The 20,043-nt window shown below is 47.1% G+C and carries 15 protein-coding genes and 1 pseudogene; 5 read left to right on the forward strand and 11 right to left on the reverse strand.

What is annotated here, in order from left to right; all coding sequences use genetic code 11:
• Positions 1–111 precede the first annotated feature (111 nt).
• Positions 112–1,656: an inorganic phosphate transporter gene (locus tag E4V70_RS00900; protein WP_122863028.1), complete on the forward strand. Its 1,545-nt coding sequence runs from the start codon at positions 112–114 to the stop codon at positions 1,654–1,656.
• Between the two features lie 221 nt (positions 1,657–1,877).
• On the opposite strand, the gene E4V70_RS00905 is transcribed toward E4V70_RS00900, so the two are convergent.
• From E4V70_RS00905 to E4V70_RS00950, 11 genes and pseudogenes are all read right to left on the reverse strand, one after another.
• Positions 1,878–2,495 (reverse strand): tetratricopeptide repeat protein, encoded by a 618-nt coding sequence (locus tag E4V70_RS00905; protein ID WP_122863029.1) that lies wholly within the window; start codon positions 2,493–2,495, stop codon positions 1,878–1,880.
• Positions 2,496–2,634: 139 nt separating this feature from the next.
• The gene (locus E4V70_RS10640) at positions 2,635–2,784 is read right to left on the reverse strand and encodes a hypothetical protein (RefSeq protein ID WP_163026460.1); all 150 of its coding nucleotides are present in this window, start codon (positions 2,782–2,784) and stop codon (positions 2,635–2,637) included.
• A 6-nt stretch (positions 2,785–2,790) separates the two neighbouring features.
• Positions 2,791–4,928: pseudogene (locus E4V70_RS00910) on the reverse strand (TonB-dependent siderophore receptor).
• On the reverse strand, positions 4,925–5,998 hold the full coding sequence (locus E4V70_RS00915; protein ID WP_232037794.1) for a PepSY-associated TM helix domain-containing protein: 1,074 nt from the start codon (positions 5,996–5,998) through the stop codon (positions 4,925–4,927). Before E4V70_RS00915 ends, E4V70_RS00910 begins: the two are co-directional and overlap by 4 nt.
• Before the next feature lie 471 nt (positions 5,999–6,469).
• The gene (locus E4V70_RS00920) at positions 6,470–9,490 is read right to left on the reverse strand and encodes an efflux RND transporter permease subunit (protein WP_122863030.1); all 3,021 of its coding nucleotides are present in this window, start codon (positions 9,488–9,490) and stop codon (positions 6,470–6,472) included.
• Positions 9,483–10,649 (reverse strand): efflux RND transporter periplasmic adaptor subunit, encoded by a 1,167-nt coding sequence (locus E4V70_RS00925; protein WP_122863031.1) that lies wholly within the window; start codon positions 10,647–10,649, stop codon positions 9,483–9,485. Before E4V70_RS00925 ends, E4V70_RS00920 begins: the two co-directional genes overlap by 8 nt.
• Positions 10,646–11,962 (reverse strand): TolC family protein, encoded by a 1,317-nt coding sequence (locus E4V70_RS00930; RefSeq protein WP_122863032.1) that lies wholly within the window; start codon positions 11,960–11,962, stop codon positions 10,646–10,648. The genes E4V70_RS00925 and E4V70_RS00930 overlap by 4 nt, the downstream gene beginning before the upstream one ends.
• Before the next feature lie 142 nt (positions 11,963–12,104).
• Complete coding sequence (fliP, locus tag E4V70_RS00935) at positions 12,105–12,836, reverse strand: flagellar type III secretion system pore protein FliP (protein ID WP_376826371.1); 732 nt, start codon at positions 12,834–12,836, stop codon at positions 12,105–12,107.
• Between the two features lie 11 nt (positions 12,837–12,847).
• Complete coding sequence (locus tag E4V70_RS00940) at positions 12,848–13,618, reverse strand: OmpA/MotB family protein (protein WP_122863033.1); 771 nt, start codon at positions 13,616–13,618, stop codon at positions 12,848–12,850.
• Between the two features lie 5 nt (positions 13,619–13,623).
• A complete protein-coding gene (locus E4V70_RS00945; protein ID WP_002950161.1) occupies positions 13,624–14,391 on the reverse strand; it encodes a motility protein A in 768 nt (255 codons plus the stop codon).
• Positions 14,392–14,651: 260 nt separating this feature from the next.
• Entirely contained in the window at positions 14,652–15,800 is a 1,149-nt protein-coding gene (locus E4V70_RS00950; RefSeq protein WP_122863034.1) for a PepSY-associated TM helix domain-containing protein, read from the reverse strand.
• A gap of 148 nt (positions 15,801–15,948) precedes the next feature.
• Here E4V70_RS00950 and glmU point away from each other — a divergent pair, with 148 nt between their 5' ends.
• Genes glmU through uppS form a run of 4 tightly spaced genes read left to right on the forward strand, consistent with a single transcriptional unit; the run spans position 15,949 to position 19,810 of the window.
• Positions 15,949–17,268 carry a bifunctional UDP-N-acetylglucosamine diphosphorylase/glucosamine-1-phosphate N-acetyltransferase GlmU gene (gene glmU / locus E4V70_RS00955; RefSeq protein ID WP_122863035.1) on the forward strand — a complete coding sequence of 440 codons (1,320 nt, stop codon included), beginning with the start codon at positions 15,949–15,951 and terminating at the stop codon, positions 17,266–17,268.
• Positions 17,255–18,430: a bifunctional phosphopantothenoylcysteine decarboxylase/phosphopantothenate--cysteine ligase CoaBC gene (coaBC, locus tag E4V70_RS00960; RefSeq protein ID WP_122863036.1), complete on the forward strand. Its 1,176-nt coding sequence runs from the start codon at positions 17,255–17,257 to the stop codon at positions 18,428–18,430. Before glmU ends, coaBC begins: the two co-directional genes overlap by 14 nt.
• Positions 18,427–19,107 (forward strand): hypothetical protein, encoded by a 681-nt coding sequence (locus E4V70_RS00965; protein ID WP_122863037.1) that lies wholly within the window; start codon positions 18,427–18,429, stop codon positions 19,105–19,107. The genes coaBC and E4V70_RS00965 overlap by 4 nt, the downstream gene beginning before the upstream one ends.
• 1 nt (position 19,108) lies before the next feature.
• Positions 19,109–19,810, forward strand: a complete 702-nt coding sequence (gene uppS, locus E4V70_RS00970; protein WP_122863038.1) for a polyprenyl diphosphate synthase — start codon at positions 19,109–19,111, stop codon at positions 19,808–19,810.
• Positions 19,811–20,043 lie beyond the last annotated feature (233 nt).

The raw sequence follows: 20,043 nt of genomic DNA on the forward strand, positions 1-20,043 counted from the left end.
AGTGGGCAAATTATAACGAAGCTAAAATTTAAAGCTAATAAAACCGCCTAAATTTGGCTTGCTTAAGAAAAATATAGCTATAATTAACCATTCATTTTTAAAAGGACTTGCTTGAGAAGCGACAATCTTTTTGCCTTTGCGATCTTCGCCATTACCGCGTTTGGATTTTTCGTTTGGGGCTATCAGTACATCCCGACTCATCACTTTTTGCTTTTCAGTATCGCTAGTATTTTCGGTATCTTTATGGCGTTTAACATCGGCGGCAACGACGTCGCAAACTCCTTTGGCACGAGCGTAGGCGCCAAGACCGTGACGATAAAGCAAGCCCTAGTTATAGCCGCTATTTTCGAGCTTAGCGGCGCGATATTTGCCGGCGGAGAGGTAACCAAAACCATCCGCGAGGGCATCGTGAGCTTCCCGCAGGAGGGCACCGAGCCTATGCTTTTCGTGCTGATTATGATGTCGGCGCTTTTAAGCTCGGGCATTTGGCTATTTATCGCATCTAAAAAGGGGTTACCTATCTCCACGACGCACTCGATCGTAGGCGGTATCGTCGGCGCCGGGCTTACCATGGGCTTTACGACGATGGGCGGGGATAAGGCCCTAGCTATGGTCTCCTGGGGCGAGATAGGCAGGATCGCCGTGAGCTGGGTCATCTCGCCGCTATTAGGAGGCATCCTTTCTTACTTCATTTACGGCTACATAAAATCTAAAATTTTGATCCCGACTCGTAAATTTACCCTAGAGCTAAAGGTACTAAAACGCGAGCGTAAAGCCTATAAAGAGCGCTATTTGCAAGAGCTAAAAACAAAACCCGAAAGCGAGCAGATAAAGATACTAAGCAAGATCGCGGTCCTTGACGACGACGACGTCGAAAGCGGCGAACGCAGCGAATACAAGCTCGCCATCAAAGCCATGAAAGAGCGCGAAAAAGAGTTAGATACGTCAAAAGCCATGCGCAAACACATCCCGATGGTGGCCGGCATCGGCGCGATCATTATCTCATCGATGATGCTGTTTAAAGGCCTAGCGCACCTAAATCTCGATATCGGCTTTATCGGCACGATCTGGATCATCTGCGTCATCGGCATCGTCACCTATCTCGCCACGCTTGCGATGATAAACGTGATGAAAAAAGACAACGCTGAAAAGAGCACAAACCGCATTTTCTCATGGTTTCAGATATTTACGGCCTCCTCGTTTGCATTCTCTCACGGCGCCAACGACATAGCAAACGCCGTAGGTCCATTTGCCGCGATCCTAGACGTGCTAAAAACAGGCTCGATAAACGCCACCGCTCCGGTGCCGGGCATCGCGATGGTGACATTTGGTATCTCGCTCGTGGTGGGGCTTTGGTTTCTGGGTAAAGAAGTCATCACCACGATAGGCAGCAAGCTAGCCGAGATCCTACCTACGACGGGATTTAGCGCCGAGCTAGCCGCTAGCACCGTTATCCTGCTAGCTACAAAGCTCGGCATCCCAGTCTCCTCGACGCATATCCTTATCGGCGCGGTGCTTGGTATCGGTATCCTAAACCGCGACGCCAACTGGAAGATGGTCAAACCTATCGTGCTTGCGTGGGTCATCACCCTACCGATCGCAGGCGGCTCGGCAGCGCTAATCTATATGCTTCTTAAGACCGTGTTGGGTCTTTAAATTTGACTCTTGCGAGCTACGGGCTCGTCTGATTTGATTTTACGTCAGTATCTGACAAATTTGAGGTAAATTTAGACACGACTTTGTCGTTTCGTCAAATTTAACGTCCAAAATCTATATGTCAAAAATAGCCCGTAAGAGTTGCAGCCTAAGTAAATTTTAGCGGTAACTTAAGTAGATTTTAGAGAGCTAGTGGCGTGAGGCAAACATAAAAGCAAATTTTACTCGTTGCTTATTAGCGAGAGGTTTCTACAGCCGATCTCATCGCCCATCTCACAGCCCATTTTATAAAATTTCTTCGCAGCTTCCAAGTCGGCAGTTTTGACCCCTAACGAAAACTGATGCATACCGCCGAGATTTGAGCAGCTTTGCGCGTGTTCTAGCTGCAAGCACGACTTTTCGTATAGTCTACGCGCCGCGGCAAAATCATGCTCCGTACCGCGCCCGAGGCGGTAAAAGTTAGCTGCGTTATAGCAGCCGTATTTGTTGCCGAGCGTGCAGGACTTTGCAAATATCGTCAAAATCTCGCTCTCTTCCTTGCTTTTTAGCTTTTGATGCAGCGAGCCTAGATTTGAACAGGCGATACCCTCGTTATCCTCGCAGGCCTTTTGATAGCAGAGTTTTGCGCGCTCGTAGTCTTTGTTGTTTTCAAATTTCACGCCCGTGTTGTTGCATTCTTTTGGAGTTTTATCGTCGCAGATGTGCTTTATTTCAGCATTTGTGATAGGCATTGGGGTGCCAGGGCTTGCCTTTTTTTGTGCAGCACAACCGCTAGCAAACGCCGCAACCAGCGTAAAGATGATAACGTGCGAGATAGCTTGAAAAAAAGCGCGTTTCAAAATTTAGCCTTAAGAAAATTTTGCCTTAATCTTACCTTACGCTCGCCAAAATAACGCTTAAAATAAACTTTAAAATCCTTGGCAGTAACCAAACGGAGCCAAATTTGTAACAAATTTATCGCTCGTTAAAAGGGCGTTTTTAGCGTATTAAGGCAAATTTACCCATAGTTTCATATCCAAATTCGGCGCCTATCGTAACCTGTAAATTTACAAATTTAGTACCGACAAAAAACGCCGAATTTATAGCTTGGATCACTACGGGCGCAACCCAAGCCGAAAGGCGTGCCAAAACGCCTTAGAAATTATACGTAAAGCCTAGATTAAACGTTCGCGGGTCGCCGTAGACCATCTTGTTGTTTCCGATGCCCTCGAAGTATTTTTTATTAAACACGTTGTCGATATTTAGCTGGATGTCGAAATTTTTGCTTATCTTGTAGCCAAACATCAAATTTGCCAGCGTGTAGGCCTTTTGCGTGATTTCGTTTGCGCCGCTACCGACGTAAATTTTACTTTTATACTGCACTCCCGCGCCCGCTCTAAAGTCCGCTATAGAGTATTTAGCAAAGAGATTTGCCGTAGTGCGCGAGCTTTCGGTATCAAATTTCTTGCCGTCGGCGTCCTTGGCGTTAAAGTGAGTAAGTCCAAGACCTAGGCTTAAATTTTGATTTATCTCGCCGTTTACGTCCACCTCAAAGCCCTTGCTCGTTACGCCTTTTTTAGCTTCGTATGCGTCAGTCGTAGTGCCGGGGATCTTTTGTCCGGTTTTTGCGCCTAGCTTATCTTGTACGACCTTAAATACGCCAAAAGAAGCCGAAAGCGCTCCGTCAAAATAATCGCCCTTTATGCCCATCTCATAGTCTTTACCTTGGATCGGATCTAAGTATTTGCCGTTGATATCCTTTACGGTTTGAGGTTTAAAGATACTCGTGTAGCTAGCATAAAGAGTGTGATTTTCGCCGATATCGTACGTTATACCTAGATACGGCGTTATTTCTTGCGTAAAGTTTCTATTGCCGTTGCCGCCCGCGATACGGTACTTATAGTAGCTCATCCTAGCTCCCAGCAAAAACTTCAGCTCGTCCGTGATTGAAAATTTATTAGCCAAATATACGGCCTTTTGCACCGTCTTATCGGCGTTGTTTTGATCGGCGTAAGGAAACCTCGGATCGTCGATATGAAGGTTTTTAAAATCTATCCTAGTGCGTGCCGAGTAGGCTAGGCCCGCCGGAGTCGTACGATTTAACCAATAACTACTGACCTTATCGGAGCTGTTTTGGTAGTTGTTATACATAGCGCCGAAAACCACCTCGTGAGGCAAGCTAAACGCTTCGTAGGGCATATTTACGTAGGCGTCTACGTTGTGGATATTTTCTTCGCGTTTGTTTGCGTAGGCGCTAAGTCCGCCGATGTCGCCCGTGTCGTCTAAATTTACCTTGCCGCCGTAGTAGAGCAGATTAGTATCCGTATTTGCGCGGCGGAAGGAGTAGGATAAATTTAGGCTGGCTTCGTTTTCAAAATAGTGCCTAAAATCGGCATAAACGTCAAAAGTCTTGATATCCCACCTAGTCCAAGGCTGCGAGAAAATTTCGTTTTTACCAAACTCGCGCCTAGCGTCGTTTTTGTAAAACGCGGGCATTCCTCCCCAGCGTACGCCGTGACGCTTTAGCTCCTGATAAAACGCGCCCAGGCTAAGCCACGAACTATCCATGATATCAGCGTCTACTACGCCGTAGATAGCGGTGTTTTTACGGTTATAGTAGCCATATACGAGCGAGACTTCTCGTGCATAAAAGACGCTCTAGCCCGCACGCTGCCGTCGGCAGTTACCGGAGTCTGCACATCGCCAGATACGCCGTATCTATCGTACGAACCCGCGCTTAGTTTAAAATTTCCCGTCAATTCTTTAGAATTTGCTCTTTTTCGGATGAAGTTTAAACTAGCCGCCGGATTGCCAGCACCGGCCAGCAGGCCGTTTGCGCCCTTTACGACCTCGACGCGTTAATAGGGCAACATGCTCATATCGTTTGCGCCCAGGCTAAATCCGCCAAAGCTTGGCATCGAATCAAGCAAATAATAATCTATCTTAAAGCCCCTTGCCGTAGGGTAGACGCGCTCGTCCCACTTGCTAAGCGTGACGCCGGGAATATTTCGCAAAAGCACCTGATAGTCGTTGATGTTTTGATCCTTTAGCCTAGCCTCGGTGATGACGGTTAGCGACTGAGGCGTCTGGCGCGAAGTGAGGTCTAGCCTCGTGGTGCTTTTTACCAGCTCTTTGGCGTTGTATTTGACGTCGTCGCGCCTTTGCTCGCTAGTGACCTCGACGGCCTGTAGCGTCTCTTTGCCGGCTGCGTTCTCGCCGTTTTGAGCGGCGAGAATTTGAACCGATGCGAGCAAATTTATCGCCGCAACCGAAAACAAAATTTTATTTTTCATCTTTTTCTCCTTTTAAAATTTGATCTTTTTATCCATAAATAAATGCCCGAAACACTAAGCGCTAACGGTGCCAAGCCGCATAAAAACCAGAAAAATTTAGTCGCGGCGTTATAGTCGCCGTAGTGAGCGCGCCTAAACGTCGATAAAAACTTATCCGTTTTGCTTGCTAGCTCGATATCTTTTACATCAATTAAATTTGCGCTGTTTTTATCGTAAGTAACGATGCTTGAGTACTGGCTATGCAGGAAGCTTTGCTGCGGTTTTTGTCCGTAAAGCGTGATATTTGCGCCATCAAAAAATGGAAAGCTAACGTAATGCGTCTCAAATCCCGGCATATGGGCGGTCGCTTTTTGTACGAGGGCGTCGATTGAGATATTTTTATCGTAAATTTGCGGACCGATTGCAAATTTAGAATTATCAAAAGGCGGCATAAACATAAACCTAAGCTCCCACCAAGCCCCGCTAAGCGCGACCGCAAAGATAACGGGCGTCGAAAAAACGCCGATAAATTTGTGCGAATCGCTCATAAAAACCGCCATTCGCGCAAACCGAAGGCGCAGCAAATTCGCCCAAAAATTTCGGTAAACGATAAAGCCGCTAATCGAAATAATAAAGGCAAAAATCGCCGTCAGACCAAGCAAAATTTGACCGCTTTTTTCAAGGAGTAAATTTTCGTGAAGCTCGGTGATAACCCCGATAAATCCGCTATCATGCGGCACGAGGCCGCTTTTTATCTCGCCGCTAAATGCGTCAAGATACACGCACGCCCACTCTTTTTGGCCCGCACCGTGAGGCAGTAGCCAAATTTTGTCCGTTTTGCGGGGATCTACGTCGATATTCCAACCTACGATCTCGTGCCTTGGATACTCTTTTTCTATTTTTTCTCTTAGCTCGTCAAATTTTAATCTACTTTTTTGCTCGTTTTCGTCGCTATTTTTTGCAACGTATATGGCGCCCGGCATTAATAAATTATTTATCTCGTCTTTATAAACCAAAACCGAACCCGTAAAACAAACGACGACTAAAGGAATGCAAAATATCAGCGAAGCGTAAGTGTGAATCTTATACATAATCTTTTTATTAAATATATTCACGTTTAAAATTTGCCCTTTTAAAATTTGCTTTAAATCGGCGCGGATTTTAGCATTTTAATAATTAATAATTTCTAAAACCGTTATCAGAATACGGCTAATGATTTGCTAAAACGCTTTGAGGTTAAATTTTAGCTAGCAATTTAACCCTCCGCCCGGCAAACAAACAGCCAAAACCGGCTAGTAAATTTATACAAAAGCTCGGAAAATCGGCCGAGCATGAACGAGTATATAAAAAAGGCTTGCAAATTTGACTGCCGAGCAAAGCCGGCGAAGAAGGTTAAATTAGGCTGTAAGCAAAAGCGATTTTGACGCTTTAAATTTGAGTAAATTTTAAATAAGATGCTCAAAAACTAGGCGAAATCAGCCAAAGCGGAATTTGGCCGAGCCGTCAAATTTAAGCGTAAATTTGATGCGAGCCTAGCCAAAAAATAGGCCGAAATTTAAGCCCTAAATTTCCTCTCTTTTATAAATTTTACTTACAAATTTATCTATCTTATACACCGCGCCAAAGAGCGCAGGCACGACTAGTAGCGTTAGCAGCGTCGAGCTAATGAGCCCCGAGATCACCGAGATCGCCATCGGGGAGTTGCCCTCGTATCCGGCACCTCTGCTAAGAGCAAGCGGCAACATCGCAAATATCATCGCAAAAGTAGTCATCAGTATCGCTCGCAGCCTTTTGACGCCCGCGCGCACGATGGCTTCGTTTAGCTCCACCCCCTCGTTTGCGTATCGGTTGGCAAAATCCACGACCAAAATCGCATTTTTACCCACCATACCAAAAAGCAAGATTGCGCCGACCATAACGAATAGGCTAAAGGAGTTGCCGCTAAGGTACAGCCCGACCGCCACGCCGCCAAACGCCAGCGGCATCGAGATCATGATGATGAGCGGCAGCACGAAGCTCTCGTAAAGCGCAGCCAGGATCATATAGATGAGTACGACGCTAAGGCTTATCGTAAATACAAAGGCTGCGTTCGTGTCGTTCATCATCTCGATAAAGCCCGTCATAACGTACTCAAAGCCGGCGGGCAAAATTTTACCGATATTTTCGTCGATGCCTTTTTGCACGGCGCCCAGCGGGACATTATCGACGTTTGCGACGATCCTGATCTGGCGCTGTTTGTTAAAGCGGTTTATCACGGAAAAGGTCTTGCTCGTCTTAAACTCCGCCACCGCACTTAGGCTTATACTCTCGCCGTGCGCATTTTTGATCTTTAGTTTTTGCAGCGCCTGCGCGTCCTTACGGTACTCGTCGTCAAACCTCAGTATCATATCGTACTGCGCGTCGCCGTTGTCAAAGCTACCCAGCCTATTTTGCCCAAAGGACGCGTATATCACCTGCGCGACAGCGCTAGGATCGACGTTTAGGCGCTTGGCTTTGTCTTTATTTACGCTGATTTGCAGCTCGTTTATCTTATCCTCGTTATCGCTGCCCACATCCGTCGTGCCCTCGATAGCGCGCACCATGGCGATGGCTTTTGGCAAGATTTCGTCTAGCTTTTCTAAGCTATCGCCGGTGATCGTTAGCTGCACCGGCTCGCTGTCGCTGCCCGTATCGACGTAGGGTATCTGCAGGACTTTGACGCTGAGACCTTCAAATTTAAGTTTTTTTCTATACTCGTCCATTATCTGCGTTTGGCGCTCTTTTCGCGACTCAAAGCCTTTTAAGCGGACGTAAATTTTAGCCTTGTATGCGTCTTTTGAGTCCGTGTAACCCGCGATCATATAGGAGTACTCGACGCGCGGATCGCTATCTACCTCGCGCACGACCTCGGTAGCTCTAGCGCTCATAGCCTCGACCGAGATGCCGGGGCTTGCTTTTAAAAATATCTCAAACTGCCCCTCGTCCTCCACTGGCAAAAAGTCCATACCGACCTTGCCGGCTAGGCTCATACAAAGAGCCAGCACGCCAAAAGTAAGGATAACAAACGCGGTTTTAAACCTCAAAATAAGCTTCAAAAGCCGCTCGTAACCGCTCTCAAGCGCCTCAAATATAGGCTCCGTCACGCGGTAAAATTTGTTCTCGCCCTCGCTCAAAAACCTCGCCGCCAGACTAGGTATCAGCATGATACAAACCAAAAACGACACCACGATACCGCCGCTCACGCTCATACCGAAGGAGTTAAAATACTGCCCGACGATGCCCTCCATAAAGGCAATCGGCACAAAAACGCAAAGCAGCACCGCGCTAATGCTAAGCACGCTAAATGCGATCTCGCGCACGCCCTCAAAGCTCGCTTTTAGCGTATTGCTCTCGCCTTCTTGCATCTTTTTGGAGATATTTTCCACGACCACGATCGCATCGTCGATAAATATACCGATACCAAGCGTGAGAGCCAGCAGCGTGAGGCGGTTTAGATCAAAGCCCAAAACGTCGATGATAAAAAACGTCCCCACGATACTAGCCGGGATCGCAAGCGCGGCGATGATAGTCGCGCTAAAGCTTCGCAAAAAGAAAAAGACGATGACGACGGTGAGCGCGACGCCCAGCATCATATCGAATTTGACTTGATTTATGTGCTTTAGGATGCTTTCGCTCTTTTCATAAACCCGCTCTACTTCGTAGTTCGCGCCCAGTTTCGCCGCTAGATCGTCCGTTTTAGCTTTGAGCGCGTCTATCGTCTCGATCGTGTTTGCGCCGCTTACTTTTATAGCATCAAGCAGCACTCCGCGCTTGCCGTTATACATCGCTACGGCGTCGGTGTCGTGATGAGATAGCTCAATGCGCGCGACGTCTTTTAAAAACACGTCCTTTTGCAGGCGTATATCCTCTAGTTCGTGCACGCTTTTGGCGTCAAATTCGCTCTTTAAAAATATCTCAAATTCGCTGTTTTCGAGCTTGCCCAGCGGCGCTTTTAAATTTTGCGATTTGATTATATTTATGACCGAGGCCGCGGTTAGGGCGTATTTATCGAGCTTAAACGGATCAAGGTAAATTTTAATCTCAGGCTCCAAAAAGCCCTTGTCATCGACCTTGCCCACGCCTTTTACGCGTTGCAAAAACGGCTTTGCCTCATCTTTGACCGCTTGCATAAGCGCGGTTAAATTTTCGTCCTTTCGGCTAACGAAAAAGCTCGCCACCTTGCCGCTGTCGCTGTTGATTTTCTCTATCTCGGGCTGGGCGTCCAGCTTTGCCTTTGCGACCTTGTCGCGCACGTCGTTCGCGGCGACGTCGATGTTTTTCTTAAGATTAAACTCGACCAAAACGATGCTAAGGTTGTTAAATGTATATGACCTGATCTTTTTGATACCGTCTATCGTCGAGACCTCGTCCTCGATCTTTTTAGTAACCCTGCTCTCGATGAGGCTCATGTCGCCCGGCGCATAGGTCGTGATCTTAATCAGCGGGATGACGACCTCTGGAAAGAGATTTACCGGCATCCTAAAAAGCGACATCGCGCCGAAAAATACGAGCGCGACGAAAAACATCAGCGTCGTAATCGGACGATTTATGGCTAGTTTATACATTTTGCGCCTTCGCTAAAACTGGCTTTTGCGGCGAATTTATCCGGCCGCCCTGACCTGCATAAAGCGTTTGGCGATTAGCGGCTAGTAAAATTTGCGCCGCGTCAAATTCGGCGTTTAAATTTATGCCGCCTTTTTTATGCGATAAATTTGACGCGCCCGTCAAATTTGCATTTTTTGCGGCGGAGTCAAATTTAACGCGCGCCGAATTTGAGCTCAAATTTATCTCGCTTTTCGTTTGCGGCGTCAAATTTAAAAACCTAGCCGTGCCAAAGCTAGCTTTTATATCGTCAAATTTTGCACCGCTAGCGGCATGCCCGCCGTTTTTAAAGCCGTCAAATTTAAGCCCAAATGTTTTATTTTCGTCCTTGTTTTTAGGCTCGGCGGCCTTTTTATCGCTCGTTGCGTCCCCGTCCTGCGCGACGGAAATAATATATCCCTCGCCAAAAAGCCCCGGCGTCAAATTTCGCGCCCGCACTTCGGCGTAAATTTTGCCGTTTTTCGTGTCGATAGTCGGGTAGATGAGGCTGATCTCGCCGCGTCTTTCCTCGCTTTGGCCGTCTAGTTTATAGATAAATTCGCTACCGATTTTCACGCGGTCTTTAAATTTTTCATCAAAGCTAAGCTTGAGCTTCACGTCCGGATACGAAAAAATCGACATCAGCTTTTGCGCTACGCCGCCAACGCCCTCGCCGACCTCGATACTCTTGCCAGATATCGTCCCGCTAAAAGGCGCTAGCAGCCTCGTATCCTCAAGTCTTTTTTGCGCCAAATTTAGCGCCAGATGCGCCCTATTTTCGGCTAGCGCTGCATTTTTAAAATCAAACTCCGCATTTTCAAAAGCCTGCTTCGAGCTCACGCTTTGAACGAGCTTAAATTTATCCAGCACGCTTTTTGCGTGGGCTTTTGCCGTCTGCGCGCTCTCTAGGTCGTTTTGAGCGAGCTTTACGGCTAGCTTTTCGCTCTCGTTTTCAAGCTCAAGCAGCACGTCGCCGCGCTTTACCGCGGAGCCGATTTCTACATTTACGCTCTTTACGATACCGACGACTTTTAGCGCGAGCTGCGCGTCTTTTGCGGGCGCTACGTCAAAGCTCGCGTAGATCCTATCCTGTGCGTAAAGCGCAACCGCCGCACTCAGTAAAAAAAGTAAAATTTTATTCATTTGCGCTCCGTTTTTTCGATATTTTCGGCGATTTTGCCGCCACGCTCGTATAGATACTCAGCTTTTTTGATCTCAAATTTACTCTTGCTTAGCTCCAGCGCGCTGCCTGCGCTAAAGCTCTGCGCGGTCGCGTTTAAAAACTCCACGTACCCAAGCAGCCCCGCCTCGTATTTTTTGCTAACGGCGTTTAGCGAGGTTTGCGCCGAGTTTAGCGCGCTTTTACCTGCGGCGATCTTTTGTTCGAGCGTCTTTAGGTCGTTTTTGATATTTGCTAAATTTAGCTCGTTTTGCAAGCGCTTTTGATCCAGATTTAACTTCGCTTGCAGCGCGCTTATGCGCTTTATCTCGCTCTGCTTTTTGTTTGCGCCAAAATCAAAGGCCTTCCAGCTAAAGCCTAAAATCAGCTCGTTGGTGTTTAAATTCGGCTTAAAAAAGTCGTCGAAATAGGGCTCCAGCACGCTTCGATACTGCGCTGGTAGCAAGTTTCTATCGTAATGCGTGCGCATAAAAGTGTAGGTGTTTTTGATGAAAATTTGCGGGTTCGTCTCGGACGCGGTTATTTTTTCGTCCTCCAAAGCGGCGGCGAAATTTAGCCTAAGCGCCTCGAGCTCGGGCTTTACGCCTTTTTGCGGCGCGAAGTCCTCATCAGCAAGCGCGATCCTAGAGCCTGCCACGGGCTTTATATCCCTGCCCGTTAGCGCGTAAATTTGATTTTTTATCTCGTTTTGATTTTGCGAGATCTCGAGGCGTTCGGCTAGCGCCATGGCGTATCTAGCGTTTACCGCTTCATACTCGCTCTCGTCGCTAAGCCCCGCGCGGTAGTATTTTTCCAGCCTATTTAGCGCGTTTTTTAGGTAGTTTATCTCGCCCTCTTTTGCCAGCGCGAGCTCGCCCAGCGACAAAAAGCTAAAATAAAGCTTAGTCGCGTTAAACGCAAGCAGATTTTGGTACTCCTCGTTTTTTAAAATTTCAGCCGCGCTAAGGTGCGAAAGCGAGCTTAGCAGGGCTTCTCTTTTGCCGCCGTCATAAACGGCAAGCTCCAAAATCGCCCTTGCCGTGGCGGCTCTTTGCGGGCGCAGGACGTTTATGTCGCCGCTTAAAAAGCTGTATCCGCCCTCAACCCTGAGGCTTGGCATATACGCACTCTTTACGGCATCTTTTTGCAGCTGCGCTTTTTGCGGTTCGTAGTTTGAAATTTGAGCCAAATTTGAGCTCTGTGCGGCCAAAATCAGCTCGGGCAAATTTCCTTCAAATTTAACCTCAGAACCGACTAAAAAAACGCAAAAACTCAAAAATATATAAATTTTTTTCATCTAAACCCTTCCCTGTTAGCTCTAGGCGGCGCGGACTAAATTTGAGCGGGGTTGCGCCGTCTCGGGCCTGGCGCCGTAGGTAAAATAAAATGAAAATTTAAGCGGCGCGCGGAGCATTTTTAAGATTATAGCGATAAAAAACCTAATGGAAGCTTTTAACGAGGTTCATGACGAGCAAATTCCACCCGTCGACGAGCACGAAAATAAGCAGCTTAAACGGCAGTGAAATCATCGTCGGCGGCAGCATCATCATACCCATCGCCATGAGCACGGAGCTAACGACCATATCGATGACCAAAAACGGCAGATAGAGCAAAAAGGCTATCTCAAACGCCGTTTTCATCTCGCTAATCATAAACGCGCTCATCACGACCGTGAGCGGGATATCGTCGAAGCTTTGCGGGTTTGGCATATTTCTAATGCGTAAAAACAGCGCCAGATCTTTTTCCCGCGTATTTTTTATCATAAACTCTCGAAACGGTTTCACGCCGCGCTCAAAGGCCTCTTGATAGCCGATTTGTTCGCTTAGATATGGTTGCACGCCCGCTTCGTAGGCTTGCTTGCCCACAGGCTCCATGATAAAAAACGTAAGCACCATCGCAAGGCTAATAAGCACCGTAGACGGCGGCATCTGCTGCGTGCCCATCGCTTGACGTAAAAACGAAAAAACGATAATGAGCCGCAAAAAGCTGGTCATCATAAAAACTAGCGAAGGAGCGAGCGTGAGGACGGTGAGGACCAGTAGGACGTTTAGCGAGCTAACTAGCTGAGTGGGCGTAGTAGGCGCGCTTAGGCTGAGATTTACGGTCGGGATCGTGACGTTATCCTCGCCGATCGCGACCGCTGCAAAGATAAAAAACAGCAAAAACGTCAGTTTTTTCAAATTTACTCCTGCGCGTCCAGTATGCTTTTTTGCGTTTTGGCTTTGTCGTCTAAATTTAACGAAACGAAGTGGATCTCGACCCTGCGGTTTTTCTCCCTACCCTGCTCGGTAAAATTCGTCGCAAACGGCTCAAATTCGGCCTTTGCGGACGCTGTTAGCTTTTTTGGATCGACTCCGTCTTTGATAAGCTCGCTAACCACGCTGATGGCTCTAGCCGACGATAACTGCCAGTTGTCTTTAAACTCGGCAGAGCCCGGCTGCTCGCTGTCGGTATGTCCGATCACGTTTGCTACGACGTCGGGCGGTAGCTTGGCTATCACCATCGCGATACGTTTTAAAAATAGCAAAGCATCGTCGTTTTGTAGCTGGGCGCTGTCTTTAGCAAAGAGTAAATTTGCCGGCAATCTAATCACAAACCCGCTCTCGCTCTCCTCAAACGTAACCTCCGGCGAGCCGCTGGCATGCAAAAGCTCGTTGATAGAGCGCAGAGTCTGCTCGAAATTCGACTTCACGCCCGTGCGCTCTTTGTTTGAGGTGGCGTGATCGCCTTGGTTTTGCTCGGCGCTGACGTCCGGTTTCGCGCCACCCTCAAGCACGCCCAAAGCCCCGCTTAGCGAGCCAATCGCTGCTTCTAGCTTTTTCGCGTCCATCGTACTCATAGAAAGAAGCAGTACGAAAAAGCAAAGCAGAAGCGACATCAAGTCGCCAAACGCCGCGAGCCACTCGGGTAAGCATTTGGGGCAGTCACCCGGATCGATTAACTTTTTAGCCATTTTTTCTACTTATCAAACTGACTAACGCGGTCTTTAGGCGGCAAAAACGATAGTAGCTTCATCTCGAGCGTCCTAGGGTTGTCGCCCGCTTGGATCGCCATTATACCCTCTAGCATCAGCACTTTAGCCGTGCCTTCGTCCTTATCGCGGATACTTAGGATGTTTGCTACGGGCGAACCCAGGATGTTTCCTATCATCGCGCCGTAAAGCGTAGTAATGAGCGCGACCGCCATAGATGGACCGATAGCCGAAGGATCGGACATGTTCATAAGCATCGCGACCAGACCGATGAGCGTACCGATCATACCCATCGAGCCCGCAAAGCCCGCGATTTGCTCGAAAATTTTGATATTATCGCCGTGACGCGAGCTTGCCTGTTCCATATCTATCTCAAGTAGCGTTCTGATGGCGTCCGGTTCGTTGCCGTCAACCGCCATAGATAGGCCTTTTTTTAGAAATGGATCGGTTTCGTTATTTGCATCGCTCTCAAGCGCCAGGATGCCGTCGCGACGAGCTTTTGTAGAGTATTCGACCATTTTTTTTACAATTTCGGGGAGATTGTAGGTTTTTGGCTTTACCGCGATGCCGTAAAACGTGCCTAGCTTTTTTATCTGCTCCATCTTAAAGCCGATCATCAGCGCGCAAATCGTACCGCCGAAAACGATCAAAACCGACGGAATATCGATGTAAGCTCCGATTCCGACGCCCATCTGCATGGAACCGAGCAAAAGCACCATAATAACTATCCAACCGACGAGGCTACCTAAATCCATCTTGCAACTTTCTATATTGTAAATTTGGTTTGTATTTTAGTTTTTTTTAGTTGAAAATACAGTTAAATTTAGGTTAGCTTTTTGCAAAAGCCGTTCCAAAGCGGCGTAAAATTTTTCAAAATTTTATATTTTGTCAAAATTTGATTTAAAAAACGAAGTAAAATTTTAAACGAGAGCAAGAGATAGCGTCTTGCTGCGAGCGTAAATTTGACGAATTTATCGCTCGCACGCTATCAATGCTTAGCAAAAGGCAAATTTATCTAAGGTCTTTTTAGTTTAAACGCCCTTTTTGCCGTCATATAAAAGCCGCTAAAGATAAAAAGCGCCATCAAAAGCGAAACTACCGACCACAAAATTTTACCAGCAAGCCCGAAAAAAAACCCCGTGTGAAGCTGATAGTTCGTGCTCTTTACCATGCCTACGGTTATGCCCTCGGTTTGCTTTTGCTCCGCCATCTTGCCCTCTTTTACGTTTACGGCGGTCATTTTAGGACGAGCGGTATTTGGCGCATCCGGCTCGTAGTATCTGACGTTTATCTTATCTCCGGCCGCGAGCATCAGGCTAAATTCTTTATACTCTATGCCGCTTGATTTAAATATCTCGTAAGCCCTCTGCACATCGCTAAATTTATACTCGGAGTTCTTTTTGCCCTCTGCTTTTGCGGGCGCGCCCTCTTTGCGCTCGGTCTCTTTAGGCAAATTTTGCGCACTAACAAAAAGCTCAGTCACCGCGCCGTTATACCAGCGGTATGACCACATGAGTCCGGTTAGACAGATGACGAGATATATCACCGCGCTTAAGGCGCCTAGGCTCGTGTGCAGGTTGTGAAAAAGGGCGTATTTTTTGAGTTTAAAATTCGGCTTTATCGCCTCGGCAAATTTGCGTTTTATCCTTGGAAAATGCAGCCAAACGCCGCTTATCACGAGCACTATCATCGCGACCGTACTAGCGCCTACGATCTGCTTGCCGACCTCGCCCGCGGTTTTGTTGCCCGTTAGCGCAAAGCCTAAATTTCGGTGCAGCGACATTACGGTGCGAACAAAGGCGAATCCGTAGTCCTTGCCGATGATCTGCGCGGTATAGGGATCAACCAAATAGGCATCGCTGTTGCTAGCATAAATTTTGATCGCTTCGTTTTCGCTTTTGGGCAGCACGAGCCTTGCCGGCTGTTTAATGCCCGTTTGCTCGCTAAAGCTTTGCAGGATTTTTTCTACGCTTAGCATTTCGCCCGTTTTTTCGACCTTGACGGAGTTTAAATTTATGATCTCCTCAAGCTCGTGTTGATACGACAAAATCGCGCCAGTAACGCCGATGATGAGTAGCGGAACGGCAAAAATAATCGATAAAATCAGGTGAAGATTAAACAAAAACTGATTTCTTCTTAAAGCCTTTTTTAAAAATGAAAGCAAGTTGCATCCTTTAAATTTGATTTTGATTATATTCAAAGGCTGTGATTATATAAGTTAATGCTTAAGAAATTGTTAAGTCCAAAAAAGCATTAATCCCGCATTTAGCAAATTTGAGATAAAATCGCTCAAATTTAAACAAGGAAAAAAGATGAGCGATATCGGCGTAGTTGTGCTTGCCGCGGGGCTTGGCACGAGGATGAAATCAACCAAACCAAAGGTGCTTTTCGAGCTTTGCGGAGAGCCGATGATTATCCATATTTTGCGCAAGACTTATGAGATCAGTAGCGACGTGAGCGTGGTTTTGAGCTATCAAAAAGAGCTCGTCGAAGCTAAAATCAAAGAAATTTTCCCTCAAACTAAAATTTACGAGCAAAATTTAAAAGATTTCCCGGGCACTGCGGGCGCGCTAAAAAATATCCCGCTAAATAGCGAAAAAACGCTGATTTTGTGCGGAGATATGCCGCTTATAAAAACCAACGACCTAATCCGCCTAAGCGCGGGCAACTCAGACATCGCGCTAAGCGTTTTTGAGGCGGCAGATCCGTACGGCTACGGCCGCGTGATCATAAATAACGGCAAAGTAGAAGCCATCGTCGAGCAAAAAGACGCGACCGAGACGCAAAAAATGATAAAAAGCGCAAACGCCGGCTGCTACTGCTTTAAAAGCGAAGTTTTGCGCGAGATTTTACCTCTCATCGGCAACGAAAACTCGCAGAAAGAATTTTACCTAACCGACGCGATAAAAATCGCAAACGAGCGCGGTCTAAAGTGCTGGGCCATCAGCGTCGAAGAGCAAAATTTTATGGGCATAAACGATAAATTTCAGCTCAGTATCGCCCAAAATTTGATGCAGGATGAAATCAAGAAAAATTTGATGAAAAGCGGCGTGCTAATGCGTCTGCCAAATAGCGTTTACATCGACTCTAGAGCAAAATTTGAAGGCGAATGCGTCATCGAAGAAAACGTAAGCGTCATCGGAGAGTGCCTCATCAAAAACTCCGTCATCAAAAGCGGCTCGGTCGTAGAAAACTCCGTCATCGAGGACTCGGACGTCGGCCCTCTAGCGCACCTACGCCCAAAATGCGAGATCAAAAACACTCACATCGGAAATTTCGTCGAGCTAAAGGCGGCGAGGCTTGACGGCGTTAAAGCAGGCCACCTAAGCTATCTGGGCGACTGCGAGATAGGCCCTGGCTCAAACGTAGGCTGCGGCACGATCACATGCAACTACGACGGCAAAGCTAAGCACAAAACGATAATCGGCACAAACGTCTTTATCGGCTCGGACACGCAGCTCATAGCCCCCGTAAAAGTCGGCGACGACGTGCTAATCGCCGCGGGCAGCACCGTAACTAGCGACGTACCAAGCGGCGCGCTAGCCATCAGCCGCACGAAACAGGTAAATAAAGAAGGCTTTTTCTATAAATTTTTTAACGACGCGAAAAGCGACGAAAATGCTAAAAAATAAAAAAATTTTGCTCGCGGTTTGCGGCAGTATCGCGTTTTATAAGGCTTATGAAATTTTATCCGCGCTAAAAAAAGAAGGCGCGGACGTGCGGGTTATGCTTAGCGAAGGAGCGCTTAAATTTTGCTCTGAAGCGGGCTTTGAGGCGCTGTGCGAGCATAAAATTTTAACCTCGCGCACGGAGAGTTGGCAGGACGGACTAAATCACATCGCCTACGCCAAAACCGATCTAATCCTCATCGCGCCCGCGAGCGTAAATACGATAAACAAGCTTGCAAGCGGCATTTGCGATAACGTCTTTATGCAGACTCTGATCGCTAGCCCGGCTCCCCTACTCATCGCGCCCGCAGCCAATGACAAAATGCTAAATCACTTCTCTACGCGCAAAAATTTCGAATTTTTAGCGGCAAACGGCGCGAGATTTATCGAACCGGTAGAAAAAACCCTAGCCTGCGGCGACACGGGTAAAGGCGCGCTAGCAGACGTTTCTACGATCATCTACGAAACCAAAAGAATGCTAACGGAGCCAAAATTTAAAGGACAAAAAGTGATCGTCACGGGCGGTGCTACGAGCGAAAAGATCGACGACGTAAGAGCCGTGACGAATCTATCCAGCGGCAAGATGTCAAAAGCGCTGGTGGACGCCTTTTACTACGCGGGTGCGGACGTGACGCTGTTAGCTAGCTTTGAGACGACGAACGCGCCATATAAAACGCTCAAATTTCAAAGCTCGGCGGAGCTAAAAGAGCTACTGCATGCAAATTTGACGGACGCAAATTTACTCGCGATGACGGCTGCGGTTAGCGACTATACTCCTAAAACCAAATTTGAAGGCAAGCTAAAAAAGCAAAATTTAGGCGAAATTTGGACGCTGGAGCTAGCGCAAAACGATGATGTTTTGGGCTCCTTGAAGGACTTTAAAAACGTAAAAAAAATCGGTTTTAAAATGGAAATGGACGACGCAAACGCCATGCAAAACGCAAAAAATATGCTTGAGAAAAAGAGCCTTGATGCTGTTTGCCTAAACGTGCTTGGCGGCGATATAAATTTCGGCTCTGATAGCACGCAAATAACCTTTATCACGCGCCATGACGCGCAAAATATCGCGCTAACGTCCAAAGAGGATGCGGCGCGGCAAATAGTAAATTTAGCAAGCATGCTATGATAAATCCCGTCTCGAGAGTGCAAAAAATCGCAAGCGGCGGCGCGGGTACGGCTCTAAACGCGAGCCTGCCCATCAGCATCAAAGTCGCCGAAAAGACGGGCTATAATCGCTACAATCTCAAAATGGGCAACAAAATCCTAAGCACGAAAAGCATGAAAAGCCTCGACGTGGACGGCGAATACTGGGGCGAGATCGCAAGCGGCACCGAAAATATCGTGATAAGAAATCTCTTTAAAAAGCCAAGCTTAGCCTACGCCGCGCCTGAGGGACTTGCGCTAATAGAAAGGCTGATAAGCGAGCCCGATCTAAACTGGTTTTATGAATATATATTTAACGGTCTTAGCGCGGCAGACTCGCGAGAAACGTTTGAAAATCTAGCTCAGATGCTACTTGCGCTGCAAAAAAATATCATTAATATTTCGTTTGTTTATAACGGCGCAAAAGGCGTTTTCCAGATGAAATTCGAGGGCGCCCGCACGAGTCAAATTTACCTCGTTTTTTCAAATTTCGCTCCGATTATTTTCACGCTAAAAGGCGCCAGGATAATCAGCGCGCAGACGCCCTTTGACAAGGTCGCTAGGCTTTTGCGAGGCGAGTTTGACTGCGAAGCGCAAACGACGCAAAACATCGCCGCTTTTTTTGATCCAAGCGGCAAAATAATTGATTTTAAGGGCTAAAATGAACGAGCTAAATCACCTAGCTATCATCATGGACGGCAACGGCAGATGGGCTAAAAGCCGCGGTCTGCTGCGCACTAAAGGACACGAAACGGGCGCGAACGTCGTGGAGCAGATGTGCGAGTTTTGCATCGACGAGGGCGTGGCGGTGCTGAGCCTATACGCATTTAGCACCGAAAACTGGAAGCGCCCGAAGAGCGAAGTGGCGTTTTTGATGGAACTTTTGCATAAATTTTTGCTCTCAAAACGCGAGAGTTTTATCAAAAACGGCATCAAATTTAACGTTATCGGCGACGAAAGTCCGCTAAGCGACAAGCTAAAAAACGAGATAAACGGTATCAAAAACGCAACCGCTCAAAACTCTATGCTAAAGCTAAATTTAGCGCTAAACTACGGTGCTAAAGATGAAATTTTAAGGGCTTTTAGGAGATTTTGCGAGAAAAATGGAGGAGAGTTTGACGCCCAAAACCTAACTCTAAATTTAAGCGAAGACAGCCTGCAAGCTTGCCTCGATGAGCCCGCGCCCATCGACCTTCTCGTGCGCACCGGCGGCGAGCAGAGGTTGTCAAATTTTATGCTTTGGCAGGCTAGCTACGCCGAGTTTGCCTTTACGCCCACGCTTTGGCCTGATTTTACGCGCGAGGAGTTAGCCTTGATAACGGCTAAATTTAAGAAAAAAGACAGAAGGTTTGGCGGACTTTAATTGAGCTTTTGGCTGCCTCCATCTTTTAAATTTACGTCTTTTTATTTTACCCGCTCGCAAAAAAGGCTTTTAAATTTTACAAACCAAAAGCCTTGTCGCAGCGCCGTTTTGCATAAGTTTTTAACCGAAATTTTTAAATTTAAAAGCATTCAAGGCAATATTTCGCTAAAATCGCCTTTAAATTTTTATGTTTTTATATTTTTGCGGCGCAAATGACGAGGCGAATTTAGATC

The organism is Campylobacter showae, assembly GCF_900699785.1.
Classification (GTDB): domain Bacteria; phylum Campylobacterota; class Campylobacteria; order Campylobacterales; family Campylobacteraceae; genus Campylobacter_A; species Campylobacter_A showae_D.